This is a genomic window from uncultured Sulfitobacter sp. (assembly GCF_947500075.1).
Taxonomy (GTDB): Bacteria; Pseudomonadota; Alphaproteobacteria; order Rhodobacterales; family Rhodobacteraceae; genus Sulfitobacter.
Genome location: NZ_CANMQS010000002.1, coordinates 540,102 through 566,779 on the forward strand (window position 1 = coordinate 540,102; position 26,678 = coordinate 566,779).

The window sequence follows — 26,678 nt, forward strand, 5'->3', positions numbered from 1 at the left end:
GGTTGCTGCTTTAGTCTGACGGCGGCGCGGCCAGAGACCCTTCGGGGCGCTGCGCGTAGCTGATCTGGCCCCGCGCCCGCAGGACGTCGAGGCGGGGCAACCAGTCATAGCGTTTGTCGGTGGCGACCCGTGACCAGAACAGCCGCCCGCCGTCGCGCCAGGGATCAAGGACAATCCCGGCTTCCATCGCAGCGCCCTTGGCAGTGATCACAGCAGTGGAATGTTCGATCAGGAACCGCGTTTCGGAATTGGCGATGGCGCGGGTGAGATCGAGCGTGGTGAAGCCTTCGGCGTTCAGCCGACGTTCCATATCCTCCGCCCAGTGATAACACAGCCCGCGCGGCTTGGTGCCTGCGTTGACCTTGGCGTTGTGAATGAGCGGCGGATCGGTGATCTGATAGGCCCGTGCAAGGCGATATGTCTCAGAATAGGCGATACGGGCGGCGCGCTCTGCTTCGGCGGGGTCGACATGCGGGGACAGGGATTGGATTTCGCGCGCAAGCGCGGTGATCTGAGGCGCCGTGCCGGGCGATGGCGGGGCGGAGGCGCAGGCAGTAAGAGCCAGCAGTGACAGGAGCGCAAGCAGGCGGATCATGGGGCGGCCACTGCACGGGCAAGGGCGCAGAACCCTTCAAGGGGGATCTGTTCGGCGCGGTCTGTGGGTTTCAGGCCTGCGGAGATCAGGCGATCCTCGATATCCGGAGCCACGCCTTTCAGTGCGGCGCGCAGCATCTTGCGGCGTTGGTTGAAGGCGGCAGCCACCACGCGGCTCAGCACGGCGGCGTCCGCCTCGAACCGGGGCTGGGGCAGCGCGGTCAGATGTACCACAGCGGAAGAGATTTTCGGCGGTGGCGTGAAGGCTTCGGGCGGCAGCGACATGACAATGCGCGCGTCCGCGCGCCATTGGGCAAGGATCGCAAGCCGTCCATAGGTTTTGGACCCCGGTGCCGCTACGATCCGTTCGGCCACTTCGCGCTGGAACATCAGCGTCAGGCTTTCCCAGAAGGGGGGCCATGCGGGCGGTGTCAGCCAGCGCACCAGCAATTCGGTGCCGATGTTGTAGGGCAGGTTGGCCGCCACCCGGATGGGCGGCGTGAGATGGGCCAGCGGATCGACTTCCAGCGCGTCGCCTTCGATGATCTGCAAACGGCCGGGGTAGGCGGCTTCGATCTCGGCCAGTGCGGGCAGGCAGCGGCGGTCTTTCTCAATCGACAGCACCTTGCGCGCACCTTCGGCCAGCAATCCGCGGGTCAGGCCACCGGGGCCGGGGCCAATTTCGAGCACATCCGACGCGCTCAGATCCCCCGCCTGCCGGGCGATTTTAGCGGTGAGGTTCAGGTCCAGCAGGAAGTTCTGGCCAAGTGATTTGCGGGCAGACAGCCCATGGGTCGCGATCACGTCGCGCAGGGGCGGCAGGGTGTCGATGGCGCTCATCGCGCACCCGCCATGCGGTGGGCCATGCGGATCGCTTCGATCATGCTGGCGGGGCTGGCGATGCCTGTGCCCGCGATGTCGAAAGCCGTGCCGTGGTCGGGGGAGGTGCGGATGAACGGCAGGCCGAGCGTGACGTTCACACCCCGGTCGAAGTCCAGCGTCTTGATCGGGATCAGGGCCTGATCGTGGTACATGCAAACTGCCGCATCGTATCGCGCGCGGGCCGCAGCGTGGAACATCGTGTCAGCGGGCAGCGGGCCGGTCAGCGCATGGCCTTCGGCCTGCATGTCCGACACCAGACCATTGATCCAGTCGACTTCCTGACGGCCCATCGCCCCCCCTTCGCCTGCGTGGGGATTGAGGCCCGCAATGGCAAGACGCGGTGCGGCGATGCCAAACTGGTCGCGCAGGCCTGCGGCGGTGATTTCTATCGTGCGGCGCAGGCGGGCCGGGGTGAGCTGTTCTGGCACCTCCTCAAGCGCGATGTGGATGGTCGCAGGCACAACCCGCAGCGCGTCGGAGGCAAGCATCATCACCACGTCATCGACGCCCGCAAGGGCAGCAAGGTATTCGGTATGGCCGGGATAGGCGAAATCGGCACCGTCCTTGAGCGCCTTTTTGTGAATGGGGGCTGTGCACAGCGCGCTGGCCTGTCCGGCCCGCACCAGCGCGACCCCGCGCGCGATCATGTCGATGACATGCCGGGCATGTCCGGCCTGCGGCGTGCCGGGCGTGGCGGGGCTGCCAAAGTCCTGCGCCAGCACGGGCAGGGCGGTCGCGCAATGTGCGGCGGCTTCGGACGGATCGTCAATTGTCACATGCGGCACGTCACCGGGCAAATGACGTGGATCGCCCAGCCAGACCATCGCAACATCATCCTTCAGGGCAGCCCATGCGCGGGCTGCGACTTCCGGGCCGATACCGGCAGGCTCTCCGCAGGAGATCGCAACCGGCGGGGGGCTTTGGGTCATTGCCGGATGATGCGGGCGTCGGCGCGCAGCTGCTGGATCAGCTGATCGGAATAGCCTTGCAGCTTTTGCTGACGCAGACGGGAGACCACGGATTCTCGGGTCGCATCGATGTTGGCCGTCGCGGTACGCTTGCACATCATCAGGAACACCAGCGTCTGTCCGTCGGAGCGGGTCAGCGCGGTCGAAACCTCACCGGGGTCCAGCTTGCTGAGCTCAATCGCGATGTCGCGGGGGATCTCGCCGGGTTTGGCAGTTGTGCGTTCCAGCACTTCGGGCGGCTGGTCCTTGGCGATGGCATAGAGGTCATTGCAGACGTCAACACGGGCGCGGACCTGTGCTGCGCGGGTCAGCCCCTCTTCCGAGCGGCCACCGACGATGTAATAGGCGGCATATTCGATCTCCGAATACTCCTGCGCGGGGGCGCCGGTTTCTTCGATGCCGCGCAGCTGGAACAGCGCCACGGCATTGGGGATCGGAATCGGAGCGGTCACTTCGTTGATCGCCAGATCAAGGATCAGCGGGTGCAGGGACGCGGGCAGATCCCCCAGCGGACGCCAGGGCAGCCGCCCGCCGGCCCCGCGGGACGCCGTGGCCGAATAGCGGCGCGCGAAGCTGGAAAACTCAGCCGTCGACGTGGTTTGGGAGATCTGATCCGCCAGTGTTGCAACGCGGGCAGCGTTCTGTGGGGGGGCGGGGATGATGATCTCTGACAGCAGGACACGGATGCCGGACCCGGACGAGGATGCACCAAGGGCGCGGTCAATTTCGGCATCGGAAACGGTTACCCGGTTCAGGTATCTGCCCCGGATCAACTGCCGCCATTCAAGTGTCGTGGTCACGAAATCGCGGAAGGTCTCCCGGTCAACACCACTTTGCTTGAGCGCTTTGATGAATTCGTCGGTGCTGAGGTTCGCCCTTGACGCGAATTCCGCCAATCCTTCGTTCACACCTTCAGGGGACAGTTGGATCCCGACGTCGGATGTGGCCTGTTCGCGCAGACGGTCATCAATCAGCGCTTCAATCACGCTTTCCCGGTCGGCGCCGGGCGCGTTGAGCAGTTGCAGAAAACGCTGGCGCTGCTGCACCTCGAATTCGCTGATCACCGCGTCATTGATGCGCACAACAGGGGCAAAGAGGTTTTGCGCGGCGCTTTGCGTGGCCGTGGCGGCGATGGAGATACCCAATACGCCGGCGAGCGTGAGCCCGCGCAGCATGCGTGTGGCGGTTTTTTGGATCATTATCGACATGAGCGCTCGTATCTTTCTGTTCCGCTGTTGGCCGCAAAGCCCCTGAGCCCGACGTTAAATCCGAAATCAGTTGAGGGCTCAACACTTGTTGAGGAGGAATAGCGCCGCCGGACCGAGAGGTCCACCGACACGCATTCGTTAAAGTAGGTCAGGCCAAGTCCCGCTGTGGCGGCGCGGTCATCGGCCACGTCGAAGCGCCAATCGGCATTGGCGGTCCAAGAGGCGTTGATCTTGTAGCTGCCATCAAGCGTGATCTCTGACACGGCCTGGGTGCGGTCTTCTGCCGCGTCTTCGTCCAGCCAAACATAGCTGCCGCCCAGCCGTCCCCGGTTGAAGGTCCAGTCACCGCGCAGTTCCGCCTTGGCAAATTCAAACCGATCGTCAAACAGGCCGCGCCCGGTGAGGGACAGGCCTTCGGGCATTTTGATCTGTCCGGCCAGTAGATAATCCGATTCGATGCCATCCAGACCCGATGAGGTCGTGAACGCAGGGTCGCTGTCGCGGCGAAAGACCTGCCCGACGGCCACATGGGCGTCCCAGCCCGCAGGATCGACGCGGGTCCAGGTCAGGCCCACCGCCGCCGTCGTACCCCGCTCGCGCCGGTCAGGGCGCGGGAAGCGGGACAGGGACAAAAGGTTGCCCTGATCAAACTCCACCCGCGTGCTTTCCTCATTCGGGATCACCAGACGGGTGCCATCGACCCAGCCCAGTTGCACCACCGGTTCCAGCACATCCACCGCACCGCCTGCGGCCCGGCGCATCATCGGATAGCGCAGGGCGAGGGCGGCCTGGGTGGTGATGTCGCTGTGGTTCTGGGCGAAGGTGGAATCCTGCGTGATGTCGAAGAAGTTGAAGCTTGCACCCACCTGTGTGTCCGCCACCAGCCCGCCGCGCAGGACCGCACGGTGGATCCAGTCCACCCGCCCGTTGATCCGCGCCACATCGCGGCCATCAACAATCAGATCCGCATCCGGGCCATCCGTGTCCAGATCCGACGACCTGCGGTGCCCATGCGCCTGCAACCCAAAGCGCAGCTCGCCGCCGAATGCCTTGGGGAAAAAGCGGCGTTCATAAAGACCGTCCAGCACAAAGGTCGGCTGTGTCGCGTTCACTTCGCCATCGCGCAGGGTCTCGAAGTTGAAAACGGAGCCGCGCACAAACTCATCCCGGCGGGCACGGCTGACGGTCAGCTCGCTGCTCAACCGGTCGCTGGAGGAGTATCCGTATTCCGTCAGATAGGCGCGGTCGGTGGTCAGTTCGACGTTGAAGGTCAGCTTGTAGTCCCGTTGCAGGTCGAACTGGCCGTCGCCAAAGAGGTATCCGCGCACCTCGCCGGGCAATTCGTCGTCGCGGGTGATCGCGCCTTCGAATTCCATGCGCCCGTTGCGCACCGCCTGCCGGTAGCGGAATTCAAGCGTGCGGGTGTTGGGCGACAGATAGGGCGTCAGTGTCAGATCACGGTGATCGCCCAGTTTGATGAAATACGGCACCTTGATCCCGATCCCCAGTTTCGAGGTGGAGCGGATCGTGGGGGCAAGGAACCCGGTGGCCCGGTCGAGGGTCGGATCAGGCAGGCGCAGGCGCGGGATGTAGAACACCGGCACGTTGCGGATGCGGAATTGCGCGTCGTCGAAATAGAGCTGCTGTTCCTCCTGATCGTGCACCACACGCCGCGCCCGGATCTGCCAGAGCGGCGCTTCGCCGTTTTCGCAGACCTGGCAGGAGGTCACGGCGGTTTTGTACAACTGGCTGTAGCGTCCCTCGACCCGGTTGATCTGATGGGCGGCAAGCTGCACCTGCTGGCTGAGGATCAGCCGCGCGCCGGTCAGCAGTCCGTTTTGCAGGTCCGGGTCAAGCTGGGCCGCATTGGCCAGCAGGATCGTTTCTGACCCTTCGGACAGGGTGATCGGGCCTTCGATCTCAAGCGCGCCGGTGGATTGGTTGTATCGGATGGCCCGGGCTTGCAGGCGTGTATTGCCCTGAAACGCTTCCACATTCCCTTGCGCCACCAATGTCTTGTCACGGGTGATGAACACCTGATCGGCCACCAGCACCGCGGCTTGCGGTTGTTCCGTGTCAGCCGGTGTTGTCTGCGTTGTGGCGTGCTGAGGCACAGCCAGCAAGGCGATCAGAGACAGCGAGGAGAGCAGGCGTTTCACTCAGCCGTCCTCCACATGCAACAGCAGGCCAAGCGCCAGCAGGACAGCGGCCACGGGCGGTGCCCATGCCGACAGCAGAATGGGGATCTGCCCGTTCTCCCCCAAGATCTGCGCAAAGCTGCGAATGAAGTACAAACCAAATCCCAATAGCACCGATGCCAGTACAGCAACCCCTGTACCACCAAATCTGGTATGCCGCATGGTGAAGGCGCTCGCAACAAGAACCATCGCGACAAGGAACAGCGGCCGGGCAATTTCCGCCTGTAGCCCCACTTTGTGTTTGCGTGCCGAAAAGCCGGCCTGTTCCAGTTGCGCGATGTATTCCGGCAAATCATAAATCGCCACGGTGCCCGCGTCGCCAATGCTGCTGCGGATACGATCAAGCGTCAGCGACGACGGGATGGTCAGTGTTTCATGGAAGGTCGCATTGCCTTCGGCGTTCACCCCCTGACCCAGTGGCCATTTCTTGGCCAGCCGCAGGGACCATGTGCCGTCTTCCAGCGCCGCCGATTGCGCCTCGATCCGCTGAATGGGGCCGTTGGCGTTGTCATAGGTCAGAAAGGTCACGTCATAGAGCACGGAGGCATCCGTGTTGGAGCGCCAGGCGCGGATCACGGTTTGGCCCTCGGGCGTGCCCTGCCGCAGCCACAGCCCTTCGTCGCTGATCGACAGGGCCGCACCGCCGTTGCTGAGGATACGGTCCGACAGCTGGATGTAGCGCGCGCCTGTTGCCGCGGCGATGGGGTTCAGCGCGCTGACCGCAATCAGCCCGATCAGCAGCGCCACAGCGCCCGGTGCCATCAGGATCTTCAGCGCTGACCGGCCGGAGGCGCGGGTCACAACCAATTCGGATGAGCGCGCCAGAGAGACAAACAGCGCCACCGTCGCCAGGATCATGATCAGCGGCAGGATCTGGTTGATGGTCTGCGGCACGTTGAGCAGCGTCAGCCCCATGATCCGCTGCCAGCCGATGTCATACTCCCCGAATTTGCGGGTCTGTTCGACCAGATCGACCAGCATGATCAGCGCAAAGATCACCGTGGTGATCAGCAGGACCGAGGTGATGAACCGGCGCGCGAAATACAGATGCAGGATCATGGGGCGGCCCGCCGTCTGCGCGCGCGGGCCAGCCAACCGGGATAGGCCGCATGGGTCAGCATCGCAGATCCGAGTACCAGCCCGAAAAGCGACGGCACATACATCAGCGGCCAGTTCGACGCATCATTGCGCACCAGATCCACAGCCACCCCGCGGAACCCGTCAATGACCACCAGCAGACCAAAGGCGATGGCCGCTTCACGCCAGACGCCAAAGCGGGAATACCCCCCCACCAGAAGTGTCGCAAACCCCAGAAGGGCGGCGACGACGCAGAACAAGGGCTGGGTGAAGCGTTGATGGAATTCCTCTGCAATGCCGTTGCGAATATTGCCGGTGCGCGCGCCGAGGGTGTCCCAATCCTCAAACAGCTCAGGTGTGATCATCGTGCGGATTGACTGGAAGCCATCCTGATCCCGGCTGACCAGCGTGGAGATATCAAAAGAAAAGTCCCGAAACTGTGCCGTGGCCAGACGCCGCTCCGTATTGTCGAGCCGCTGTGCCAGCCCATCCACCATGATCAGCGTGGTGCCTGTTGCCGTATTCGCCTCATTGCGCACCAGATAGGCTTCGGCGGCGGTATAGATCACCCCTTCATCCGGGTTGCGGCGGTCGGACAGGAAGACATCGCGCAGCACACCGTCTTCGTCGATCTGGCGGGTGTAGAAGGTCACGTTATCCGCCGGATGCAGAAAGGTGCCTTCGGTCAGCAGCCCGTTGGTGACATTCTGGGCGATCTCCGTTTCCCGCTGGGTCAACTGGCCTTGCGCCATGGGCACCAGAAAATGGGTCAGCACGCTCATCATCAGGGCGACGGAGATGCCGTAGACCAGCACCGGGCGCACCAGCCGCCAGGGGCCTGCACCAGTGGATTGCAGCACCGTCAATTCAGATTCGCCGCTCATCCGGTTGGTGACATAGACCGCCCCCGCGAAGGTCGCGATGGGCAGCACGGTGACCACCAGTTTCGGCAGGCTGAGAGAGCTGAATTCAAGGAAAACAAGCGCGGATTGGCCGTTGCCGATCAGCCGGTCAAACAGCACCACGGCCCGGTTGATCCAGAAGAGCGCCACCAGCACAAGCGCAAAGAAGCCAAACAGCACGAACAGCTGTGACAGCATGTAGCGGTCAAATCTGGTCACTGCGACCTCTCTCGAATGCTCTGACGGCGTCGTTTCCCGGCAGGTTAGCTGAAAAACAGCGGGGCGGAAACTGCTATCTGGTCTCTGCCCCGGTCGCGCGCTAGGTATGTTGCGAAATCACTCAGAGGCCCCCATGACCGAGCTTACACCGATCTCCTTTACACAGACTGACCTTGACGCAATCGCCACCCACACCGGCCGGATCGCAGTCTTTGTATCCCCCGACGCAGACCTGACAGGTGCGGCGGCAGCCGTGGACAGGCTGACCGGCGGTGCCGTGGCGCGGATGATGGCGGGGGACGGGTTCAAAAAGCTCAAACCCGGCGACGGCATGACCCTGACCTATCCCGGTGCCATGGCGGCGGAGGCGGTTGAAATATTCGTGGCACCGGGCAGCGTGGTGGAACAGCGCAAGGCCGGCGGCACGATTGGCAAAGGCCGGGGCAAAGCCGACGTGGTGATCTTTGCCGATGATGCCGCCACTGCGGCGCAGGTGGCCTATGGTGCCGCGCTGCGCGACTATGCCTTTGAGGATCACAAGACCGGTGGCACACCGGCAGGTGGTCAGATCACCGTCATGACATCCTCCCCGAGCGATGCAGAAGCCGCCGCAGCCCCGCTTCTGGCGGTGGCCGAAGGCACCTTCATGACCCGCGATCTGGTCAACGCGCCTGCAAATGTGCTGACCACCACCGCCTTTGCCGATCAACTGGCGGAGATGTCCGCGCTTGGCCTGAAGGTTGAGGTGCTGGAAGAGGACGAACTGGCAAAGCTTGGCATGCGCACGCTGCTGTCCGTGGGGCAGGGGTCGGACAGCCCATCAAAGGTCGTGGTCATGCGCTGGGAAGGCGGCACCGAAGGGGCAGCCCCGCTGGCGCTGGTGGGCAAAGGCGTGGTGTTTGACACCGGCGGCATCAGCCTGAAACCGGCGGCTGGCATGGAAGACATGACCATGGACATGGGCGGCGCCGGTGTTGTGTCCGGCGTGATGCGCGCGCTGGCCCTGCGCAAGGCCAAGGCCAATGTGGTGGGTCTGGTCGGGCTGGTGGAGAACATGCCGTCGGGCAATGCCACCCGTCCGGGCGACGTTGTCGCTTCCATGAAGGGCGACACGGTGGAGGTGATCAACACCGATGCCGAGGGCCGTTTGGTGCTGTGTGATGTGATGTGGTACGCCCAAGAGCGGTTCAAACCAGCGGGCATGATTGATCTGGCCACGTTGACGGGGGCGATCATCATCGGACTGGGCCATGAAAACGCCGGCGTTTTCTCCAATGACGACGATTTCTGCACAGCCTTTCTGGACGCCGCCAAGGCCGAGGACGAAGGCGCGTGGCGGATGCCGCTGGGCAAAGCCTATGACGATATGCTCAAAAGCCGGGTCGCGGATATGAAGAACGTCGGCGGTCGGCCCGCAGGGTCGATCACGGCGGCGCAGTTCCTGCAACGGTTCGTGAAAGACGGCACGCCCTGGATCCATCTGGACATCGCCGGGGTGGCATCGCTGAAATCCGAAACGCCGCTGGCGCCCAAAGGGGCAACCGGTTGGGGCGTTGCGGCGCTCAACCGGCTGGTGGCCAACAGATACGAGGGATGATCCCGTTATGGGTGCTGCCTATTTCTACCACCTGACCCGCAGGCCTTTGGCGGAGACGCTGATGATGCTTCTGGGCAAGTCGCTGGACAACGGCTGGCGCGTCGCGGTGCGTGGCACGGACCGGGCCGCACTTGAGGCGCTTGATCAGGCGTTGTGGCTGGGCCCGGACGATGGGTTTTTGCCCCATGGGCTGGCGGGCGGGCCGCAGGATGCGGACCAGCCGGTGCTGCTGACGGATGAGATGGAGGCCGCGAATGCGCCTCATTGCGTGATGTCGGTGGAGGGTGCTGAGGTCACAGCGGCTGAGATTGCCGCCCTCGACCGGGTGTGCGTGCTGTTCGACGGCAATGATGAGGTCGCGCTGAACCGTGCACGGGGGCAGTGGAAGGCGCTGAAGGACGCAGGTGCCTCGGCGCAGTATTGGTCTGAGGAAAGCGGGCGCTGGGAGAAGAAGGCGGAGACGTGAGGGCGGGGCGGACGAAGCGCCATTTCGCTGCGGCTGCGCCAATGGCAGCTTAGGTGATTTGGTAAAAGGTGGTAGGGTCGTAAATCACAAATTGGAAAAAGTTGGTTGTCATGAACAACGATAAGAAAATTTCCACTCACTATCACCACGGAAACCTACTAACCGCGATTGAGGCAGGCCTCAAAAAACAGGGTATTAAACCTGAAAACGCCAGTGTTGAGGATCTTGGTCCGGTAGACGAATTTCACATTGGTGGGCGGGCAGCGAGCATCCATTTCCTGGATCAGCTTAGGATATCGCCGTCCCAAACCGTACTCGATATCGGCTGCGGTTTGGGAGGTTCGGCGCGTTTCACTGCGAAGACTTACGGGGCAAAGATTACTGGGATTGATCTGACATCTGAATACGTTGATGTCGGGCAGCGACTTTGCGAATGGGTCGGCTTGTCGGATAGCATAACACTCCAGCAAGGTAGTGCACTTTCGCTTCCTTTTGAGGATGCGAGTTTTGACGGCGCATTCATGATGCACGTCGGTATGAACATCAAAGACAAGCATGGTCTGACTTCTGAGGTGTCCCGTGTTCTGAAATCGGGCGCAAAGTTTGGTATCTACGATATCATGAAGGGTAACGACGAGGAGTTAATCTACCCTGTTCCTTGGGCAACAACACCTGAAACTAGCTGGGTTGCAGAGCCCAAAGACTATCGAATGGCACTCGAAGCCAATGGGTTCGTCGTCGATGTGGAAAACAATCGTCACGACTTTGCAATGGATTTCTTCAAGAAAATGAAGGCCGCATCCGAAGCCGCTGGAGGACCACCCCCTTTGGGTTTACATGTACTCATGCAGCAGACCACCGCAGAAAAAATCCCAAATATGGTAGCAAATTTGGCTGCAGGGCGCATTTCACCGATCGAAATGATCGCGATTAAAGACGCCTAGAACTTTGGGCTATAGCGTTGTGATGAAACCGGTGGGATCGACATTGAAGGCTAGAATAACGGACATACGTGCAGCACGCAGCATCGGTCAATGTGGGCTCATCGCGATCATCGCCGCATCCCATTTCTATCGGCTTGGCATGTCGGAGCAGGATTGCCGCTACCGGGTCAGCACCAACTCTCCGCCTGCGATCTCGATACGGCCCCAGCGTTGCAGGTATCCCATGCCGAGCAGGGATTGCTCCATCTGCCCTTCGTTCACCACGGCGGCGACGTTCTGGTCGACCACGCCGCCCAGCACCACCTGATCGAGGCGCACAAAGGCGGTGCGGACTTCGCCGTTCGCGGTATTGGCGCGGCCGAGGTAGTTGAGGCTGTCCAGATCAAGGCCCACGCGGGTGGCGTCGGCCTGGGTCAGGACCATGTCTGTGGCCCCTGTGTCCACCACGAAGCGGATCGGCGCGTCGTTGATTTGCAGGGTCAGGTAGTAATGCCCGTCACGCGCGCGGGGCACGACGATCTGGTCGCCGTCGGCGATCACCATCTGCGGGCTGCCTGCTTGCCTGCTGATGTCCTGCCACAGGCCCACGGCAGCGGCGCCGCCGACAAAGATCATCGCCCAGACGGCGGCGTATTGCAGGGTCTTGTTCAACCCGTCGCCGCGCGACTGCACAAAGAACCAGCCCGCAACCATGACCAGCAGGACAATCAGATAGATCAGGCGGTCTGTTTCGATGTTATCCATGGCATCCTCGTGATCGCGTCAGCCTTTGATATAGGGAGCAAGCCGCGTGACGGCTAGCCCGCGCCGGGGCCAAAGCCGAAGGCGGCCAGACCGTCGAGGACGAATTGCACGGACAAAGCGGCCAGCAACATGCCGAGGATGCGGGTGATCACGTCAATCCCGGTTTTGCCGATGACCCGGTCCAGTACGGAACTGGCCATCAGGACCAATGTCATCAGGATCAGCGTCAGCGCGGTGATGCCCAGCACGGTGATCATGCCTTCGGCGCCGGGTTTTTCACCCATCAGCAGGATGACGGATGCAATGGCCCCCGGACCTGCGATCAGCGGGATGGCGAGGGGGAAGACGGAAGGGTCTTCTGTCTCTTCGTCTTCGGTCTTGTCTTCGCGGCGTTTGGTGCGGCGTTCAAACAGCATGTCGAGGGCCGTGAGGAACAGCAGGATGCCGCCTGCGATGCGGAAGGCGGGCATGGAAATGCCGACGAACCCCAGCAGTGCTTCGCCGAAGAAGGCAAAAAGGGCGAGGACGAAACCGGCGGTCGCCGTGGCGCGCAGGGCGACACGGCGGCGTTGAGCGGGGGTCATGCCGCGGGTCAGCGCCAGAAACAGCGGCGCGATGCCAATGGGGTCGATCACCACAAGCATTGTGACGAGGGCGGTGATGATGAAAGCGGTGTCGAAAATCATATCGGCGTTCCGTGACCTGAAGGAGGGCTGCGCCCACGCGATTTTATTGGTTTTTGGGGCTCTGCCCCGTCAGCAGAGCTGACTCCCCGGGATATTTAGGGAGAAAAGAGGGGGGTCAGGCGGAGGCCCTTTCGAGTTTTTCAGACGCCTGTATCCAGAGGGTTTCGGCGCGCTCAAGGGCTGTCATGACTTCGGCGTATTTCTTGTTCCAGACTTCGAGTTCACCCACTTTGCCGTCCTCATAGAGGGCAGGGTCGGCGAGTTTTTTGGCCAGTTTGTCGCGCATCTCGTTGATTTTTTCCAGCCGCGCTTCGGCTTTGCGGACTTCCGCGCGCAGGGCGAGGATGTCTTCGCGATTGGCGCGTTTGGGTTTGGGGGTTTCCTTGGGTTTTTGGGTTTTGCTGACCGGTCTTGTGGGTTGCAGCAGCATTTTGCGGTAGGATTCCAGATCATCGTCATAGGGTTTGACGGTGCCGTCGGAGACCAGCCAGAGGCGATCGGCGACCATGCTGAGAAGGTGCATGTCGTGGCTGACGAGGATCACCGCGCCGGAGTATTGGGTGAGCGCTTCGACCAGCGCTTCACGGGATTCAATATCAAGGTGGTTTGTCGGCTCATCCAGGATCAGCAGGTGCGGGGCGTCGAGGGTGGCCAGCAGCAGCGAGAGGCGCGCTTTCTGGCCACCGGAGAGCCTGCCCACTTCGGTTTCCGCCTGATCGGGGCCGAGGCCGAAACCCGCCAGCTGTGCGCGCAGTTTGGAATGCAGCACACCGGGGCGGGCGGAGATCATGTGTTGCAACGGGGTCTCGTTGATGTGCAACTCATCGACCTGGTGCTGGGCGAAGAAGCCAATGCGCAGTTTGTTGGCGCGGATGGCTTTGCCGCCCATCAGCACCAGACGGTCCGACAGGAGTTTGGAGAGCGTCGATTTGCCCTGGCCGTTCTTGCCCAGAAGCGCGATGCGGTCGTCCTGATCAATGCGCAGGTTGAGGCGGGAGAGCACGGGGGTGTCGTCGGTGTAGCCCACCGCACCGCCTTCGATCGAGATGATCGGGGGGGAGAGTTCCTCGGGTTCGGGGAAGGTGAACACACGTTTGGCCGCCTGTTCGGGGGAGGCGATCATGTCCATCTTTTCGATCATCTTCAGGCGCGACTGGGCTTGCTTGGCTTTGGAGGCCTTGGCTTTGAAGCGGTCCACAAAGGCCTGCATGTGGTCGCGGCGGGCCTGTTGTTTCTTGGCCATCGCCGCCTGCACCGCGCGTTGTTCGGCACGCTGGCGGGCGAATTGGTCGTAGGGGCCCTGGTAGAAAGTGAGTTTGCGTTCATCCAGATGCAGGATGCCGTTGACCGCGCGGTTCAGCAGCCCTCGGTCGTGGCTGATGATGATCACCGTATGCGGGTATTTGGCGAGGTATTGTTCCAGCCAGATGGAGCCTTCGAGGTCGAGGTAGTTTGTCGGCTCGTCCAGCAGCAGCAGGTCGGGTTGCGCAAAAAGGACGCCGGCAAGCGCCACACGCATCCGCCAGCCGCCGGAGAAGTCGGAGCAGGGCATCTGCTGTTCGGCCGCGTCAAAGCCCAGACCTTTGAGGATGGAAGCGGCGCGGCCTTCGGCGGACCATGCGTCGATGTCTGCCAGCCGCGACTGGATGTCGGAAATGCGGCCTGCGTCTGTGGCGGTTTCCGCCTCTGCCATCAGGGCGGCGCGTTCGGTGTCTGCTTGCAGCACGGTGTCGATGAGGGATGTGGCAGAAGACGGCACTTCCTGCGCGACACCGCCGATCTTGGCGCGGCTGGGCAGGGAGATGGCACCTGCGTCCAACCCCAGCTCCCCCCGGATGATGCGGAAGAGCGTGGTTTTGCCGGCACCATTGCGGCCCACGAGGCCCACTTTGTGGCCATTGGGGATCACGGCGGAGGCTTCCTCGAACAGCGGGCGGCCTTCGACGGAATAGTTGATTTCGGAGATGCGTAACATGGGCGGGGTGTGGACTAAGGGCGGGGCAGGGTCAATCTCCGTTCTGCGCTTTGAGCCACCGCGAAAATCGTGTCTGATGGGGCGGTCACTGCGCGCTGAAGGGAAGGTTCTGCACCATGCCAAAGATCGACACGAGCCGATGGGCGGATCATATGGGGCAGCCGCACCCGGTATCTGGGCAGAACGATGGTCCCTACAGCGAAATTGCATTGGGGGATCAGGTGGGATTGTCCCAGTTCGGCGTCCATCTGGAGCGCATCCCGCCGGGGTCGCGCACCTCGCACCGGCATTGGCATGAGGGGGAGGATGAATTCATCTATCTGGTTTCGGGAGAGCTGGTTCTGATCGAGGCGGCAGAGACGCTGTTGACTGCGGGAGACGCAGCGGGGTGGAAAGCCGGGCAGGCGACCGCCCATTGTCTGGAGAACCGCTCAGACCGGGAAGCGGTGATGCTGGTTGTCGGCACACGGCTTGCCGAAGATGTGGTGCATTACCCGGACCATGATCTGATCCTGCACCGCCGCGCAGAGGGACGCAGGTTTACAAGGGGGGACGGCACGCCGGTCAGCGGCAAAACCTGAAAGCTGCGAAAACACGGGGCCAGATCACATTCCGGGACCGGATGCGCAGGCCGGGTCAATCGCGGGTTTTCAAGGGGTCAGACCCATGTTAGGGAGCGCCAAATTCAATCCCCAAAGGAGCAAGCCACATGGCCCTTGAGCGTACATTCTCCATCATCAAACCCGATGCCACCAAGCGCAACCTGACCGGTGCCATCGTCAAGAAATTCGAAGACGCGGGTCTGCGCGTTGTTGCTTCCAAGCGCATCCACCTGACCAAGGCGCAGGCGGGTGAGTTCTACAAGGTGCATGCGGAACGTCCGTTCTACGACGAACTGTGTGAGTTCATGGCCTCCGCCCCCATCGTGGCGCAGGTGCTGGAAGGTGAAGGTGCGATTGCCAAGAACCGCGAAGTGATGGGTGCGACGAACCCCGCAGATGCCGAAGCGGGCACGATCCGGGCGGAATTTGCGGAAAGCGTGGGGGAGAACTCTGTGCACGGCTCCGACGCGCCGGAGACTGCGAAAGAAGAGATTGCCTATTTCTTCTCGGGTCTGGAACTGGTCGGCTAAGCCACCACCAGTCAGAAATGGAAAAGGGTCGCCTTCCGGGCGGCCCTTTTGCGTTTTTACAGGCTCGCGTAGTCGGTAATGACGGGCGTGTCTTCGGGCTTTTTCCCGGCGTCCGGGTCACGCGCTGCTTCTGCAGGCCGTGGTGTCGGCGTCTGCGCATCGCTTTTCTGCGGCGCAGGGGGCGGTGTGTCCTGATGGGCCATAAGGGGCTCCTCTCTTTGACAGTCCGGAGGGTCCGGCGCACAGAGGATGGAAGGCAAACCTGTCCAGAACATGCCGAAATCCGGAGGAAAACGGGGCGATGTCATGCCGTTTTTGCGGCGCTCAGGTCCGGGTGATGTGGTAGCGGCTGATCTGGTGGTAGGTTTGACCGGGTTCCAGCAGGATTGAGGGGGAGCCGGGAGTGTGCGGCGCGTTGGGCCAGTGCTGCGGCTCCAGCGCGATGGCTCCGAAGGTCCGCAGGTCACGCTGATCCGTTAGTGCTTTGGGCAGATCCGGCAGATGTGCACCGTTATAGACCTGTAGGCCCGGCGCATTGGTGGACAGGTCAAGCCGCACGCCCGTCGCGCCGGTCAGGGTGGCGGCGGGTTGCACGGCGGTGCCCGCTGGCAGGCAGTAATTCACATCAAGGGCCGGGTCATGGGGCACGGCACGCGGGGTGGTGAAATCAAAGAGCGTGCCTGCGGCATCCTGCGCTGCGCCAAGCGGGAGGTTGTCCTCTCCGGTCGGCAGGTACTGCCGGGTATGAAGATGGAGCCTGTGGGTGCGGACAGCGCCTTTGCCATCCAGGCACCAATAGGGATGTGCGGCGATGTTCATCGGGGTGGTGGCATCTGTGGTTGCGGTGATCTCAACCGTCAGGGTGCGCTGATCCAGCGCGTAGCGCGCGGCGATCTGGCGGTTGCCGGGCAGGCCGCCGTGGCCGTCGGGCAGGGCGCAGGTCAGAACCACTGAAGTCGCATCCTGCGCGCCCACCTGCCAGTCCTGCGCATGCAGGCCGTCAGGGCCGGAGTGAAGCGTGGTGACACCCTTCTCGTTCAGCGCCATCTGGTAGCGGGTGCCGTCAATGGTGAGCTGCCCCTTTTCCAGACGGTTTGCGATGGGGCCGACAAGGGCGCCTGCATAGATGGGGATGCGGTCGTGATCTGATGGATCGGCAAAACCCAGCACCAGATTCTGCCCATGCCCCGCAAGGCGCACCCCGACAAGCGCCGCCCCGCGTTGGCGCAGCGTGACTTGCAAGTGGCCGTTCTGAAGGTGGATCGGAGGGGCGTCTGACATCTGAAAACATGTGCCGTGCGGGGGGTGATTTTGCAAGATGCTTAAACCTTGTGCAGTTGCGCAAGAAAGCGCGTTCAAATCGCCCCAAAGTCTTTGCACCACCCCAAACCCTGTTAGCGTTACCTGCGATCAGACTGCCGAAGGAGAGGGTCATCACCACGCTGCTCAAGACCGCGCCACTGGCCCCGCCGCGCACCCGCGGAGAGGGCCGCGTCTGCGTGGGCGCGGACCCCCAAGGGCGCAGCGTGATCCGGCAGCTGCGGCAGGCAGGCGCGCTGAAGCTGATCTTTCCCACCGTCCACCGCCCGGATGCCGAAGCGGTGATCGTGAACACCGCAGGCGGTGTGACGGGCGGCGACCGTCTGGTGCTTCAGGCTGAAGTCGACAGACAGGCCGAACTGACCCTGACCACGCAGGCCGCCGAACGCATCTATCGCGCGCCCCCCGGCGACGTCGGGCGGATCGGCACGACCTTGACCGTGGCAGATGGCGCGCGGCTCAACTGGATGCCGCAGGAGACAATCCTGTTTGATCACGCGGCCCTGCACCGCCATCTGCGGATTGATCTGGCGGGTGCGGCCGAAGTGCTGATGGTCGAGCCATTGGTCTTTGGCCGGGTCGCGATGGGGGAGGTCATCCGCGCGGTCCACCTGCGCGACCATGTGCGTATGACCCGCGATGGCGCGCCGCTTTATACCGATGGGATTCGCCTTGACGGTGATCTGCATGCGCATCTGGCGCGGCCCGCGATTGCGGATGGTGCAGGGGCGCTGGCCACCGTGGTGCTGGCCAGCCGGCAGGCCGACGCCCATCTCGCTGCTGCGCGCGCGCTGTTGCCCGCGACGGGCGGCGCCAGCCTGCTGGCGCCGGACCTGCTGGTGATCCGCCTGCTGGCCGATGACAGTTTCACATTGCGGCGGTCCCTCATCCCGCTCTTGCTACATCTGAACGCGGGCAAACTGCCCCTGTCCTGGAGACTTTGAACACCATGCAACTGACGCCGAGAGAGAAAGACAAACTGCTGATCGCCATGGCGGCCGAGGTCGCGCGCAAGCGGCTGGCGCGGGGAGTGAAGTTGAACCACCCCGAGGCGATTGCCCTGATCACCGATGTGGTGGTTGAAGGCGCGCGCGACGGACGCTCCGTGGCGGACATGATGGAAGCGGGCGGTCAGGTGGTGACGCGCGACCAGTGTATGGAGGGCATCGCGGAGATGATCCACGAAGTGCAGGTCGAGGCGACGTTTCCCGATGGCACGAAGCTGGTGACAGTGCACAACCCGATCCGGTGATCCGGGGGGTGATGTTGTGCATGGATATTTAAGGCCAAAAAGAGGAGGGGCGTCGTGATGATACCCGGAGAGATGTTCCCGGCGGCGGGCGAGATAGAATTGAACGCGGGCGTTGAGGCTGTGACGCTGATGGTGGCCAACACGGGCGACCGTCCAGTGCAGGTGGGCAGCCATTACCACTTTGCCGAAAGCAACCCGGCGCTGGATTTTGACCGGCAGGCCGCGCGGGGCCTGCGGTTGGACATTGCCGCAGGCACCGCCGTGCGGTTTGAACCCGGCCAGCGGCGGGAGGTGCAACTGGTGCCCTATGGCGGCGCGCGGCGGGTGTTTGGGTTCAACAGTGCTGTGATGGGAGACCTCTGATGGCTGTTTCAATCCCCCGCCCCCAATACGCCGCCATGTACGGCCCCACCACAGGCGACAGGCTGCGCCTTGCGGATACGGACCTCATCATCGAAGTCGAACGCGATCTGACCACTTACGGTGAGGAAGTGAAATTCGGCGGCGGCAAGGTGATCCGCGACGGGATGGGGCAGTCTCAGGTCACGCGGGCCGGGGGGGCGGTGGATACGGTGATCACCAACGCGCTGATCGTGGACCATACGGGCATCTACAAGGCCGACGTGGCGCTGAAGGACGGGTTGATCAAGGCCATCGGCAAGGCGGGCAACCCGGACACGCAAAGCGGCGTCGACATCATCATCGGGCCGGGCACGGAGATCATCGCGGGCGAGGGGCGTATCCTGACCGCGGGCGGGGTGGACAGCCATATCCACTTTATCTGCCCGCAGCAGATGGAGGACAGCCTGCACTCCGGCGTCACCACCTGTTTCGGCGGTGGTACAGGGCCCGCACACGGCACACTTGCCACCACCTGCACACCGGGGCCCTGGCACATCGGGCGGATGTTGCAGGCCTTTGACGGGATCCCCATGAACATCGGTCTGTCCGGCAAGGGCAACGCCAGCCAGCCCGAAGCGCTGGTTGAGATGGTGCGGGCAGGAGCCTCGGCGCTGAAGCTGCACGAGGATTGGGGCACCACGCCTGCCGCCATCGACTGCTGCCTGAGCGTGGCGGATGACATGGACGTGCAGGTGATGATCCACACCGATACGCTCAATGAAAGCGGCTTTGTCGAACATACGGTGGCCGCCATGAAAGGCCGCACGATCCATGCCTTCCATACCGAAGGCGCAGGCGGCGGCCATGCACCGGACATCATCAAGATCTGTGGGGATGCCAATGTGCTGCCGTCCTCGACCAATCCGACCAGACCATTCACAGTGAACACCGTCGAAGAACACCTTGATATGCTTATGGTTTGTCATCATCTGGATAAATCTATCCCCGAAGATATCGCCTTTGCCGAAAGCCGCATCCGGCGCGAAACCATCGCCGCTGAAGACATCCTGCACGACATGGGCGCTTTTTCGATCATTGCATCCGACAGTCAGGCGATGGGCCGTGTGGGGGAGGTGTTGATCCGCACCTGGCAGACCGCCGACAAGATGAAGAAACAGCGCGGGCGTCTGGCGGATGAGGCAGGCGAGAACGACAATCTGCGCGTGCGCCGCTACGTGGCCAAATACACCATCAACCCGGCCATTGCGCAGGGGGTCAGCCATGCTGTCGGCTCTGTCGAAGTGGGCAAGCGTGCTGATCTGGCGCTCTGGTCGCCTGCCTTCTTTGGGGTGAAGCCCGAAATGGTGCTGATGGGGGGCACGATCGTGGTGGCGCAGATGGGCGATCCCAATGCCTCCATCCCGACGCCGCAGCCTGTCTACACCCGGCCCATGTTTGGCAGCTTTGGTCGGTCGCTGACGCAATCCTCGGTCAGCTTCGTCTCTGCCGCCGCACAGGCGGATGGCGTGCCGGACCGGCTGGGGCTGGAGAAAGCGACCATCGCTGTCTCCAACACCCGCACCATCGGCAAGGCGGATCTGATCCTCAATGACGCGACCCCGGTGATGGAGGTCGATCCCGAAACCTATGAGGTGCGTGCGGACGGCGAATTGCTGACCTGCCAGCCTGCGGATGTGCTGCCCATGGCGCAGCGCTATTTCATGTTTTGAGGAGGGCGACGGATGCCTGATTATCTGACCCAAGCGATCAAACCCGCAGGCCGCTGGAGCGGGGCCTTCGAGGTCTGCGTGCTGACCTATGACGAACGGTTTCTGCGGCGCAAGGTCGTCTCCACCGTGCAGGGGGAGACACTGCTGGTTGATCTGCCCCAGACCACATCCCTGAATGACAGGGACGCCTTTGTGCTGGAGGACGGGCGGCTGATTGAGATCATCGCGGCGGAGGAAGATCTGTTGCGGATCGAAGGGGAGAACCTTGTCCAGCTTGCCTGGCACATCGGCAACCGCCACACGCCCTGCCAGATCGAGCCGGACCATCTGCTGATCCAGCGTGACCCGGTGATTGGTCACATGCTGGAACATCTTGGGGCGCAGGTCACGCCGGTGCACCGCGCCTTCACGCCCGAAGGCGGCGCTTACGGCCACGGCCGCACCCATAGCCATGATCACGGACATACCGCCCATGATCACACCCACAGCCACGCTGCCCATGACCACAGCCACTGACATCCTGACGCTGACGCAGTGGTTTTCACCCAGCTATCCGCTGGGCAGCTTCGCCTATTCCCACGGGCTGGAGACGGCGGTGCAGGACGGTTGGCTGGACAGTGCGGCGGCGCTGGAAGATTGGCTGCGTGATGTGTTGGCCCATGGGGCGGGGCGCTGTGACGCGATCTTGCTGCGCGCCGGTTTTGCCTGCGACGGCCCGGAGGCGCTGGGCGCAGTTGATGCGGCAGCACTGGCCTATGCCGCCAGTGCGGAGCGGGTGCTGGAAACCACTGCACAGGGAACAGCCTTTGCGCGCACCACGCAAGACATCTGGGCCGATGTCGTTCCCGCGCAGTCGCTGCCCGTCGCGGTTGGCTATGCGGCGGCACGGCGGGGGCTGCCGCTGGATCTGACGGTGACGTTGTATGTGCAGGCGTTTGCCTCTGCGCTGGTGTCAGGGGCTGTTCGGTTGGTGCCCCTTGGTCAAACGGAAGGACAAGTTGTTTTACAACGGCTTGGCGGCCTTTGTGAAAGCATCACGCGAAGGTCACAAGGCGCGACACTGGATGATCTGGGCGGCTCCTGCTTTGGCGCAGACATCGCAGCGATGCGGCACGAAACACTCGAACACAGGATTTTTCGCACATGACACAGATGAACGGACCTTTGCGCATCGGCATCGGCGGGCCAGTTGGCGCGGGCAAAACCACCCTGACCGCCGCCATCGCCCGCGCGCTGCATCCGCGCCTCTCCATCGGGGTGATCACCAATGACATCTATACGCAGGAAGACGCGGAAGCGTTGATGCGCATGCAGGTGCTGCCGCAGGACCGCATTATCGGCGTAGAAACAGGCGGTTGCCCTCATACGGCCATTCGCGAGGATGCCTCCATCAACCTCGCAGCCGTGGCGCAGATGCAGGCGCGGCACGCGGATCTGGACGTTGTTCTGATCGAAAGCGGTGGGGACAACCTCTCTGCCACCTTCAGCCCGGAACTGGCGGATCTGACGATCTATGTGATCGACGTGGCCGCGGGCGAGGAAATCCCCCGCAAAGGCGGGCCTGCGATCACCAAATCAGACGTGCTGGTGATCAACAAAACCGATCTGGCACCCCATGTTGGCGCGTCCCTTGAGGTGATGGAACGGGATGCAAAACGCATGCGCGGGGCGGGACCCTTTGTGTTCTGCGCCTTGCGGCACGGAGAAGGGATCGACGCGGTACTGGCGAATATCATGGCAATTGGCGGTATATCGATACCTCAATCTGAAACGGTAGCGGAATGAGCATTGCCACGTAACCGATTGAGGTTATTTGGTAACCGCTGAAAGTGCCAGAGCAGCCGCCGCAACAACCGGGTCAATCACAGCAATCCCAAGCGCTTGCTCCAGCGCGGCGCGCCGGGGCGAGAAACCGGCACACCCCAGCACCAAGGCGCCGGCCCCCATGTCCCGCAATGCGGCACCCCGTTCCAGTGTCTGTGCAAAGACATCGTCGGCATGCCCCGCGTCTTTGGCGGAGGCATTGTCGAGCGCCAACTCGCCTGCCAGCCGCCCCTCGACCCCCATCTGGCGCATCCGCACCCGGTGCCGGGCCACAGATCCGGGGCCAAGGGCGATCACCCCGAACAGATCCGCGCGGGCCATGGCGGTCAGAATGCCCGCCTCCATGATCCCGATGACCGGCTGCGGCACGAGGGTGCGGGCAAGCTCAACCCCCGGATCGGAAAAGCAGGCGCTCACAAAAGCCGAAGCATCGGGCCGCGCCTGCGCAATCTGCGCCACATCAAGGGCAGCCTGCGCGATATGGGCCGCACTGGCGATGGTGTCCGGGCCATGGGCCACGCGCATCGTCTCAAACACAGGCCCCTGTGCAGGCTGCAACGGCGCAACTGCACGGGCGATTTCGCCGGTGACGGCTTCGCAGGCGTTGGGGTTGATGATCAGGATCGGGCCGGGGGCGCTCATATGTCTGTTCCAAAGTTCTGCGCCGGGTCGCGCTCCTTGGCTGTGTGGCCGGGACCGTCCAGCTTGGCAGGCGCGCGTGGGACAAACCGCCCCTGACCTTCCTGCGCCATCAAACGGCCCTTGTGCACGATCATCGACCCCCGGTTCAGCACCGTTTCCGGCACACCGGTCAGTTCCATCCCCTCAAACGGGGTGTAATCCATATTGTCGTGCTGATCGCCCAGCGTGACGCGCCGCGTGGTTTCTGGATCCCAGATTGCAATATCTGCATCCATACCCGGCATCAGGCTGCCTTTGGACGTCATGCCGAAAATCCGCGCGGCATTGCTGGCAGAGAGTTGCACAAACTGCTCAAGACTGATCCGCCCTTTCACCACGCCTTCGGAGAAGAGATAGGGCAGCCGCGCCCCGATCCCCGGCATGCCATTGGCGATCTGAGGGTAGGGCGCCTCAGCGCCGTTCCGGAATTTCCCACTTTCATCAAACCTGTAAGGCGCATGATCAGAACTCACCGATGAAAACGTCCCCGACCGCACATGCCCCCAAAGCGCCGCCTGCGTGGCAGCATCCCGCAACGGGGGAGAGCAGATGAACTTCGCGCCCTCCATGCCCGGACGGTCCAGATCATCGCGCGTCAGGGCCAGATATTGCGGACAGGTCTCGGCATAAAGCCGCGCGCCTGACAGGATCTCCCGCTGCACAATCGCCGCCCCCCCGGCGGTGGAGACATGCACGATAAAGAGCGGCGCATCGGCCAGCTTGGCCAAAGCAATCGCCCGGTTGATGGCTTCTTCCTCGGCCAGTTCAGGGCGTGATATGGCGTGGTATTTCGGTGCCGTCAGCCCTTTTGCGGCAAGACGCGCGTTCATCCATTTGACCATGTCGTTGTTTTCGGCGTGCACCATGGTCACCGCACCATGGGTTCTGGCCACGGTCAGAATATCCAGCATGCCGCCGTCGCCGATGTTCATCAGGTCATAGGTCATGAACACTTTGAACGAGGTGATCCCGCGTGCAAATGCGCGCGGCAGCTGGTCCTCCAGCACTTCCCGAGTCGGGTCGCTGACAATAAGGTGGTAGCTGTAATCCAGCACAGACCGCGCACCGCGCGCGTCATAGGTGGCGATCACATCGTCGATGGACTGCCCCCGGCGCTGTGCCGCGAAGGGGATGAACGACGCATTGCCGCCAAACGCCGCCGAGACCGACCCCGAGTAGTAATCATCCGCCCCCATGACCCCGCCAGAGCTTTCCTGCGCGATATGCGCATGCCCTTCGATCCCGCCGGGCATGACCAGACGCCCGCCTGCATCAATCCGCTGATCGCCGCCTGAGAGGCGTTCTGCCATGGCCACAATGCGCCCGTCACGAATGCCAATGTCCCCCCGCGCGGTCTCGCTCGCGTTGACGAGGGTGCCGTCGTGGATAACAGTGTCGAATTGCATGGCATGCCTCCAGACGCATTGCGGGACGGCTCAGATCATGCGGTGGATTTGGGCAAAGGGAAAGCGCGCAATGGCGGTGTCGCCTTGGCGGCGCTTGCCGATACCTGTGGGGGATAATGGCTCCGGCGGTAGGGATCGAACCTACGACCAATTGATTAACAGTCAACTGCTCTACCGCTGAGCTACGCCGGAACGGTTTGGGCGATATAGCAGGGGGTATTTCATGCGTCCAGTGGGTATTTGGGGCAATTTCGTGATTTTTGCCCCTGCCTGTCTCAAAGCCGCCGGAATTGCGCCTCTGCGTGCAGGGGGCCTTCGGGCGTGACCTGGGATTTTCCTGTCAGATCAACCAGATGTGCCAGAACGTTCCGGCTGGCCGCGCCCAGCAGGGCGGCGGGGGTGTCGGTGTAGATACGCGCGGCCAGATCGGATGCAGTGGCGGGACCACCCGTGAGCGCGGCGAGGATCGCCGCTTCGCGCGACTGGCGGTGGTTGATCAGCCAGGCCAGACGGTCCGCCGGTGCCGTGATCGGCGCGCCGTGGCCGGGATAGAAGATCCGCCAGTCGCGCGCCTCCAGCCGGGCGCAAGAGGCCATGAAATCCGTCAGATCGCCGTCCGGCGGAGAGACCAGCGACGACGCCCACCCCATGACGTGATCAGCCGTAAAACACGCATCCCCAAAGGCGAAGCTGAGGTGGTTGCCGATATGCCCGGGCGTGTGGATCGCTTCCAGCGCCCAGCCATCGCCGCGAATTACCGCACCGTCTGCGATGATCTCATCGGGCGCAAACCCGGTATCGATCCCTTCACCCCCCCCAATCTCGCCGGCCTGCGCCAGCTTTTGCATGATCGCGGAGCGGCCAGCGCCTGCATTCCCGAAGGCCAGAACAGGCGCGCCAGTCGCTTTTGCCAGAGGCCGGGCAAGCGGGGAATGGTCAAGGTGCGTGTGCGTGATCAGGATGTGGCTGACATGCTGATCGGGGCTCAGCGCGGCAAGAATCGCTTCAAGATGCGCTTCGCTTGCCGGGCCGGGGTCGACCACGGCCAGCCCGCGGGTGCCCACCAGATAGGTATTGGTCCCCCGATAGGTCATCGGTGACGGGTTGGGCGCCACAATACGGTGCAGTCCGGGTTCCAGCATTTGGGCAACGCCAACGGGGGGATCAAAGTCATCGGGCGCTTGCATGGTTTCGGCCTTTCGGAACACAGATGTCACGGCTAGGGTCTACCCATGTTTTTCACTTGGCTCAAACGCTATGTGCCACGCGGCATTTACGGCCGTGCTGCACTGATCCTGATGCTGCCGGTTGTGGTGCTGCAACTGGTGGTCACGGTGGTCTTTGCGCAGCGGCATTTTGAGGGCGTCACCACGCAGATGACCATGAGCATGCTGCGCGAAATCAACCTGGTGATGGACAGCCGGGGGGACGGGGGGGCGGTCTCGGACGCGCTGATGATTGGCGTGAAAGAGGTGCCTGCTGCCCGGGTGCCCACGCGGGATCTGTACAAGTGGTATGATTATTCGGGCCGGGTGATGAGCCGCGTGATGCGGGAGAACCTGCCGGCCTTTCAGGTGGCGGATCTGCGCGATGACAGTGGTGTGAAGCTCTTTCTGGCGGCAGTGGACGGTCCGGTTGAACTGACCTTCCACCGGCGCCGCGTCTCTGCCTCCAACCCGCATCAGTTGTTTGTTTATACGGTGTTTTTTGGCGTCGTGCTGACCCTGATCGCGTCGATTTATTTGCGCAACCAGCTGCGCCCGATCAAACGCCTTGCCCGCGCCGCAGAAGCCTTTGGCCGCGGGCGGCATGATCCCTACACGCCAGCAGGCGCCATTGAAGTCCGGGCCGCAGGCAATGCCTTTGTCGACATGCGCCAGCGGATTGAGCGGCAGATTGAGCAGCGCACCCTGATGCTGTCCGGCGTCAGCCATGACATGCGCACGCCCCTGACGCGGATGCGGCTTGGGCTGTCGATGCTGGAGGAAGACGATGCCGCCCCGCTGCTGGAGGACGTCGAGGATCTGCAACGCATGCTGGATGAATTTCTCAGCTTCGCCAAAGGCGCATCAGAAGGGGAGCCGGAAGCCGTGGACCCGCACGTCATGCTGGAGCAGGTCGTGCATGACGCGCAGCGGGCAGGGCGGGACGTCGCCCTGCTGCCGCCCGATGGTGAGGGTACAGGAGAGGTGACGCTGCGGCGTGTGGCGATGCGGCGCGCGGTGGATAACCTGATTTCCAATGCGGTGCGGTATGGTGCGAAGGCCGAAGTCTCCGTGATGTTGAGCGACAAGACCCTGCGCATCCGTGTGGAGGATGACGGCCCCGGCATCCCCGAAGACCGCCGGGCAGAGGCGGCCAAACCCTTCACCCGGCTGGACAAGGCCCGCAATCAGGACAAGGGCGGCGGCGTGGGGCTGGGCCTTGCCATCGCCACGGACATCGCCCGCGCCCATGGCGGCGTGCTGCGGTTGGGGGAATCGTCCCGTTTGGGCGGGCTGCGCGCGGATATCGTGATCGCGCGGTAGCAA

At 62.8% G+C, this 26,678-nt stretch carries 28 protein-coding genes and 1 tRNA gene; 13 read left to right on the top strand and 16 right to left on the bottom strand.

The features are described 5' to 3' along the window. Nucleotides 1-10: 10 nt before the first annotated feature. From Q1A91_RS07580 to lptF, 7 genes are read right to left on the bottom strand one after another with little or no spacing between them, the layout of a single operon-like run. Nucleotides 11-595 carry a hypothetical protein gene (locus Q1A91_RS07580; protein WP_299875191.1) on the bottom strand — a complete coding sequence of 195 codons (585 nt, stop codon included), beginning with the start codon at nucleotides 593-595 and terminating at the stop codon, nucleotides 11-13. Continuing rightward, a complete protein-coding gene (gene rsmA / locus Q1A91_RS07585; RefSeq protein WP_299875194.1) occupies nucleotides 592-1,434 on the bottom strand; it encodes a 16S rRNA (adenine(1518)-N(6)/adenine(1519)-N(6))-dimethyltransferase RsmA in 843 nt (280 codons plus the stop codon). Before rsmA ends, Q1A91_RS07580 begins: the two co-directional genes overlap by 4 nt. Next, nucleotides 1,431-2,405, bottom strand: a complete 975-nt coding sequence (pdxA, locus tag Q1A91_RS07590) for a 4-hydroxythreonine-4-phosphate dehydrogenase PdxA (protein WP_299875197.1) — start codon at nucleotides 2,403-2,405, stop codon at nucleotides 1,431-1,433. The genes rsmA and pdxA overlap by 4 nt, the downstream gene beginning before the upstream one ends. After that, a complete protein-coding gene (locus Q1A91_RS07595) occupies nucleotides 2,402-3,652 on the bottom strand; it encodes a peptidylprolyl isomerase (RefSeq protein WP_299875200.1) in 1,251 nt (416 codons plus the stop codon). Before Q1A91_RS07595 ends, pdxA begins: the two co-directional genes overlap by 4 nt. Further along, the gene (locus Q1A91_RS07600; protein ID WP_299875203.1) at nucleotides 3,643-5,811 is read right to left on the bottom strand and encodes an LPS assembly protein LptD; all 2,169 of its coding nucleotides are present in this window, start codon (nucleotides 5,809-5,811) and stop codon (nucleotides 3,643-3,645) included. Before Q1A91_RS07600 ends, Q1A91_RS07595 begins: the two co-directional genes overlap by 10 nt. Next, a complete protein-coding gene (gene lptG, locus Q1A91_RS07605) occupies nucleotides 5,812-6,909 on the bottom strand; it encodes an LPS export ABC transporter permease LptG (RefSeq protein WP_299875206.1) in 1,098 nt (365 codons plus the stop codon). Beyond that, the gene (gene lptF / locus Q1A91_RS07610; protein ID WP_299875209.1) at nucleotides 6,906-8,048 is read right to left on the bottom strand and encodes an LPS export ABC transporter permease LptF; all 1,143 of its coding nucleotides are present in this window, start codon (nucleotides 8,046-8,048) and stop codon (nucleotides 6,906-6,908) included. The genes lptG and lptF overlap by 4 nt, the downstream gene beginning before the upstream one ends. 133 nt (nucleotides 8,049-8,181) lie before the next feature. Here lptF and Q1A91_RS07615 point away from each other — a divergent pair, with 133 nt between their 5' ends. The 3 genes from Q1A91_RS07615 (at nucleotide 8,182) to Q1A91_RS07625 (ending at nucleotide 11,055) form a co-directional block, all read left to right on the top strand. Continuing rightward, nucleotides 8,182-9,645 carry a leucyl aminopeptidase gene (locus tag Q1A91_RS07615; protein ID WP_299875212.1) on the top strand — a complete coding sequence of 488 codons (1,464 nt, stop codon included), beginning with the start codon at nucleotides 8,182-8,184 and terminating at the stop codon, nucleotides 9,643-9,645. A 7-nt stretch (nucleotides 9,646-9,652) separates the two neighbouring features. Beyond that, the gene (locus tag Q1A91_RS07620; RefSeq protein WP_299875215.1) at nucleotides 9,653-10,111 is read left to right on the top strand and encodes a DNA polymerase III subunit chi; all 459 of its coding nucleotides are present in this window, start codon (nucleotides 9,653-9,655) and stop codon (nucleotides 10,109-10,111) included. Nucleotides 10,112-10,221: 110 nt separating this feature from the next. Further along, nucleotides 10,222-11,055 (top strand): class I SAM-dependent methyltransferase, encoded by an 834-nt coding sequence (locus tag Q1A91_RS07625; RefSeq protein ID WP_299875218.1) that lies wholly within the window; start codon nucleotides 10,222-10,224, stop codon nucleotides 11,053-11,055. A 159-nt stretch (nucleotides 11,056-11,214) separates the two neighbouring features. Here Q1A91_RS07625 and Q1A91_RS07630 read toward each other — a convergent pair whose 3' ends face one another. From Q1A91_RS07630 to Q1A91_RS07640, 3 genes are all read right to left on the bottom strand, one after another. Beyond that, nucleotides 11,215-11,799, bottom strand: a complete 585-nt coding sequence (locus tag Q1A91_RS07630; RefSeq protein WP_299875221.1) for a TIGR02281 family clan AA aspartic protease — start codon at nucleotides 11,797-11,799, stop codon at nucleotides 11,215-11,217. Nucleotides 11,800-11,852: 53 nt separating this feature from the next. Next, nucleotides 11,853-12,485 carry a MarC family protein gene (locus Q1A91_RS07635; RefSeq protein WP_299875224.1) on the bottom strand — a complete coding sequence of 211 codons (633 nt, stop codon included), beginning with the start codon at nucleotides 12,483-12,485 and terminating at the stop codon, nucleotides 11,853-11,855. Nucleotides 12,486-12,600: 115 nt separating this feature from the next. Further along, complete coding sequence (locus tag Q1A91_RS07640; protein WP_299875227.1) at nucleotides 12,601-14,460, bottom strand: ABC-F family ATP-binding cassette domain-containing protein; 1,860 nt, start codon at nucleotides 14,458-14,460, stop codon at nucleotides 12,601-12,603. 116 nt (nucleotides 14,461-14,576) lie between these two features. Between Q1A91_RS07640 and Q1A91_RS07645 the strand changes: the two genes are divergently transcribed. Beyond that, the gene (locus Q1A91_RS07645; protein WP_299875229.1) at nucleotides 14,577-15,041 is read left to right on the top strand and encodes a cupin domain-containing protein; all 465 of its coding nucleotides are present in this window, start codon (nucleotides 14,577-14,579) and stop codon (nucleotides 15,039-15,041) included. A gap of 128 nt (nucleotides 15,042-15,169) precedes the next feature. After that, on the top strand, nucleotides 15,170-15,592 hold the full coding sequence (gene ndk, locus Q1A91_RS07650) for a nucleoside-diphosphate kinase (protein ID WP_299875232.1): 423 nt from the start codon (nucleotides 15,170-15,172) through the stop codon (nucleotides 15,590-15,592). A 56-nt stretch (nucleotides 15,593-15,648) separates the two neighbouring features. Here the strand turns inward: ndk and Q1A91_RS07655 are convergent, their stop codons facing one another. Then, entirely contained in the window at nucleotides 15,649-15,795 is a 147-nt protein-coding gene (locus Q1A91_RS07655) for a hypothetical protein (RefSeq protein WP_299875234.1), read from the bottom strand. 121 nt (nucleotides 15,796-15,916) lie between these two features. Next, complete coding sequence (locus Q1A91_RS07660; RefSeq protein ID WP_299875237.1) at nucleotides 15,917-16,873, bottom strand: aldose epimerase family protein; 957 nt, start codon at nucleotides 16,871-16,873, stop codon at nucleotides 15,917-15,919. A gap of 245 nt (nucleotides 16,874-17,118) precedes the next feature. On the opposite strand from Q1A91_RS07660, the gene Q1A91_RS07665 reads away from it, so the two are divergent. The 7 genes from Q1A91_RS07665 to ureG are packed head-to-tail and all read left to right on the top strand — an operon-like array spanning nucleotide 17,119 to nucleotide 22,021. Beyond that, nucleotides 17,119-17,856, top strand: a complete 738-nt coding sequence (locus tag Q1A91_RS07665) for an urease accessory protein UreD (protein ID WP_299875240.1) — start codon at nucleotides 17,119-17,121, stop codon at nucleotides 17,854-17,856. Between the two features lie 5 nt (nucleotides 17,857-17,861). Further along, nucleotides 17,862-18,164 (top strand): urease subunit gamma, encoded by a 303-nt coding sequence (locus Q1A91_RS07670; protein WP_299876151.1) that lies wholly within the window; start codon nucleotides 17,862-17,864, stop codon nucleotides 18,162-18,164. A gap of 57 nt (nucleotides 18,165-18,221) precedes the next feature. Further along, nucleotides 18,222-18,527, top strand: a complete 306-nt coding sequence (locus tag Q1A91_RS07675) for an urease subunit beta (RefSeq protein ID WP_299876153.1) — start codon at nucleotides 18,222-18,224, stop codon at nucleotides 18,525-18,527. Then, a complete protein-coding gene (gene ureC, locus Q1A91_RS07680) occupies nucleotides 18,527-20,236 on the top strand; it encodes an urease subunit alpha (protein WP_299875242.1) in 1,710 nt (569 codons plus the stop codon). Before Q1A91_RS07675 ends, ureC begins: the two co-directional genes overlap by 1 nt. Nucleotides 20,237-20,248: 12 nt before the next feature. Next, complete coding sequence (locus Q1A91_RS07685) at nucleotides 20,249-20,752, top strand: urease accessory protein UreE (protein WP_299875245.1); 504 nt, start codon at nucleotides 20,249-20,251, stop codon at nucleotides 20,750-20,752. Beyond that, the gene (locus tag Q1A91_RS07690; RefSeq protein WP_299875247.1) at nucleotides 20,709-21,383 is read left to right on the top strand and encodes an urease accessory protein UreF; all 675 of its coding nucleotides are present in this window, start codon (nucleotides 20,709-20,711) and stop codon (nucleotides 21,381-21,383) included. The genes Q1A91_RS07685 and Q1A91_RS07690 overlap by 44 nt, the downstream gene beginning before the upstream one ends. Beyond that, complete coding sequence (gene ureG, locus Q1A91_RS07695) at nucleotides 21,380-22,021, top strand: urease accessory protein UreG (protein ID WP_299875249.1); 642 nt, start codon at nucleotides 21,380-21,382, stop codon at nucleotides 22,019-22,021. Before Q1A91_RS07690 ends, ureG begins: the two co-directional genes overlap by 4 nt. A 24-nt stretch (nucleotides 22,022-22,045) precedes the next feature. Here ureG and Q1A91_RS07700 read toward each other — a convergent pair whose 3' ends face one another. The 4 genes from Q1A91_RS07700 to Q1A91_RS07715 form a co-directional block, all read right to left on the bottom strand. Next, nucleotides 22,046-22,702, bottom strand: a complete 657-nt coding sequence (locus Q1A91_RS07700) for an aspartate/glutamate racemase family protein (protein WP_299875252.1) — start codon at nucleotides 22,700-22,702, stop codon at nucleotides 22,046-22,048. Further along, nucleotides 22,699-24,147 carry a dihydropyrimidinase gene (gene hydA, locus Q1A91_RS07705; protein ID WP_299875254.1) on the bottom strand — a complete coding sequence of 483 codons (1,449 nt, stop codon included), beginning with the start codon at nucleotides 24,145-24,147 and terminating at the stop codon, nucleotides 22,699-22,701. The genes Q1A91_RS07700 and hydA overlap by 4 nt, the downstream gene beginning before the upstream one ends. A 117-nt stretch (nucleotides 24,148-24,264) precedes the next feature. After that, nucleotides 24,265-24,339, bottom strand: a tRNA-Asn gene (locus tag Q1A91_RS07710). 83 nt (nucleotides 24,340-24,422) lie between these two features. Then, a complete protein-coding gene (locus Q1A91_RS07715; RefSeq protein WP_299876155.1) occupies nucleotides 24,423-25,334 on the bottom strand; it encodes an MBL fold metallo-hydrolase in 912 nt (303 codons plus the stop codon). A gap of 45 nt (nucleotides 25,335-25,379) precedes the next feature. Between Q1A91_RS07715 and Q1A91_RS07720 the strand changes: the two genes are divergently transcribed. Beyond that, nucleotides 25,380-26,675: an ATP-binding protein gene (locus tag Q1A91_RS07720; RefSeq protein ID WP_299875257.1), complete on the top strand. Its 1,296-nt coding sequence runs from the start codon at nucleotides 25,380-25,382 to the stop codon at nucleotides 26,673-26,675. The last annotated feature ends 3 nt before the right edge of the window (nucleotides 26,676-26,678 follow it).

Excerpts from the sequence above, each read along its gene's own strand:
- Q1A91_RS07580 (WP_299875191.1), bottom strand. The coding sequence starts at position 595 with ATGATCCGCCTGCTTGCGCTCCTGTCACTGCTGGCTCTTACTGCCTGC.
- rsmA (WP_299875194.1), bottom strand. The coding sequence starts at position 1,434 with ATGAGCGCCATCGACACCCTGCCGCCCCTGCGCGACGTGATCGCGACC.
- pdxA (WP_299875197.1), bottom strand. The coding sequence starts at position 2,405 with ATGACCCAAAGCCCCCCGCCGGTTGCGATCTCCTGCGGAGAGCCTGCC.
- Q1A91_RS07595 (WP_299875200.1), bottom strand. The coding sequence starts at position 3,652 with ATGTCGATAATGATCCAAAAAACCGCCACACGCATGCTGCGCGGGCTC.
- lptG (WP_299875206.1), bottom strand. The coding sequence starts at position 6,909 with ATGATCCTGCATCTGTATTTCGCGCGCCGGTTCATCACCTCGGTCCTG.
- Q1A91_RS07615 (WP_299875212.1), top strand. The coding sequence starts at position 8,182 with ATGACCGAGCTTACACCGATCTCCTTTACACAGACTGACCTTGACGCA.
- Q1A91_RS07620 (WP_299875215.1), top strand. The coding sequence starts at position 9,653 with ATGGGTGCTGCCTATTTCTACCACCTGACCCGCAGGCCTTTGGCGGAG.
- Q1A91_RS07625 (WP_299875218.1), top strand. The coding sequence starts at position 10,222 with ATGAACAACGATAAGAAAATTTCCACTCACTATCACCACGGAAACCTA.
- Q1A91_RS07630 (WP_299875221.1), bottom strand. The coding sequence starts at position 11,799 with ATGGATAACATCGAAACAGACCGCCTGATCTATCTGATTGTCCTGCTG.
- Q1A91_RS07635 (WP_299875224.1), bottom strand. The coding sequence starts at position 12,485 with ATGATTTTCGACACCGCTTTCATCATCACCGCCCTCGTCACAATGCTT.
- Q1A91_RS07640 (WP_299875227.1), bottom strand. The coding sequence starts at position 14,460 with ATGTTACGCATCTCCGAAATCAACTATTCCGTCGAAGGCCGCCCGCTG.
- Q1A91_RS07645 (WP_299875229.1), top strand. The coding sequence starts at position 14,577 with ATGCCAAAGATCGACACGAGCCGATGGGCGGATCATATGGGGCAGCCG.
- ndk (WP_299875232.1), top strand. The coding sequence starts at position 15,170 with ATGGCCCTTGAGCGTACATTCTCCATCATCAAACCCGATGCCACCAAG.
- Q1A91_RS07655 (WP_299875234.1), bottom strand. The coding sequence starts at position 15,795 with ATGGCCCATCAGGACACACCGCCCCCTGCGCCGCAGAAAAGCGATGCG.
- Q1A91_RS07660 (WP_299875237.1), bottom strand. The coding sequence starts at position 16,873 with ATGTCAGACGCCCCTCCGATCCACCTTCAGAACGGCCACTTGCAAGTC.
- Q1A91_RS07670 (WP_299876151.1), top strand. The coding sequence starts at position 17,862 with ATGCAACTGACGCCGAGAGAGAAAGACAAACTGCTGATCGCCATGGCG.
- Q1A91_RS07675 (WP_299876153.1), top strand. The coding sequence starts at position 18,222 with ATGATACCCGGAGAGATGTTCCCGGCGGCGGGCGAGATAGAATTGAAC.
- ureC (WP_299875242.1), top strand. The coding sequence starts at position 18,527 with ATGGCTGTTTCAATCCCCCGCCCCCAATACGCCGCCATGTACGGCCCC.
- Q1A91_RS07685 (WP_299875245.1), top strand. The coding sequence starts at position 20,249 with ATGCCTGATTATCTGACCCAAGCGATCAAACCCGCAGGCCGCTGGAGC.
- Q1A91_RS07690 (WP_299875247.1), top strand. The coding sequence starts at position 20,709 with ATGATCACACCCACAGCCACGCTGCCCATGACCACAGCCACTGACATC.
- ureG (WP_299875249.1), top strand. The coding sequence starts at position 21,380 with ATGACACAGATGAACGGACCTTTGCGCATCGGCATCGGCGGGCCAGTT.
- Q1A91_RS07700 (WP_299875252.1), bottom strand. The coding sequence starts at position 22,702 with ATGAGCGCCCCCGGCCCGATCCTGATCATCAACCCCAACGCCTGCGAA.
- hydA (WP_299875254.1), bottom strand. The coding sequence starts at position 24,147 with ATGCAATTCGACACTGTTATCCACGACGGCACCCTCGTCAACGCGAGC.
- Q1A91_RS07715 (WP_299876155.1), bottom strand. The coding sequence starts at position 25,334 with ATGCAAGCGCCCGATGACTTTGATCCCCCCGTTGGCGTTGCCCAAATG.
- Q1A91_RS07720 (WP_299875257.1), top strand. The coding sequence starts at position 25,380 with ATGTTTTTCACTTGGCTCAAACGCTATGTGCCACGCGGCATTTACGGC.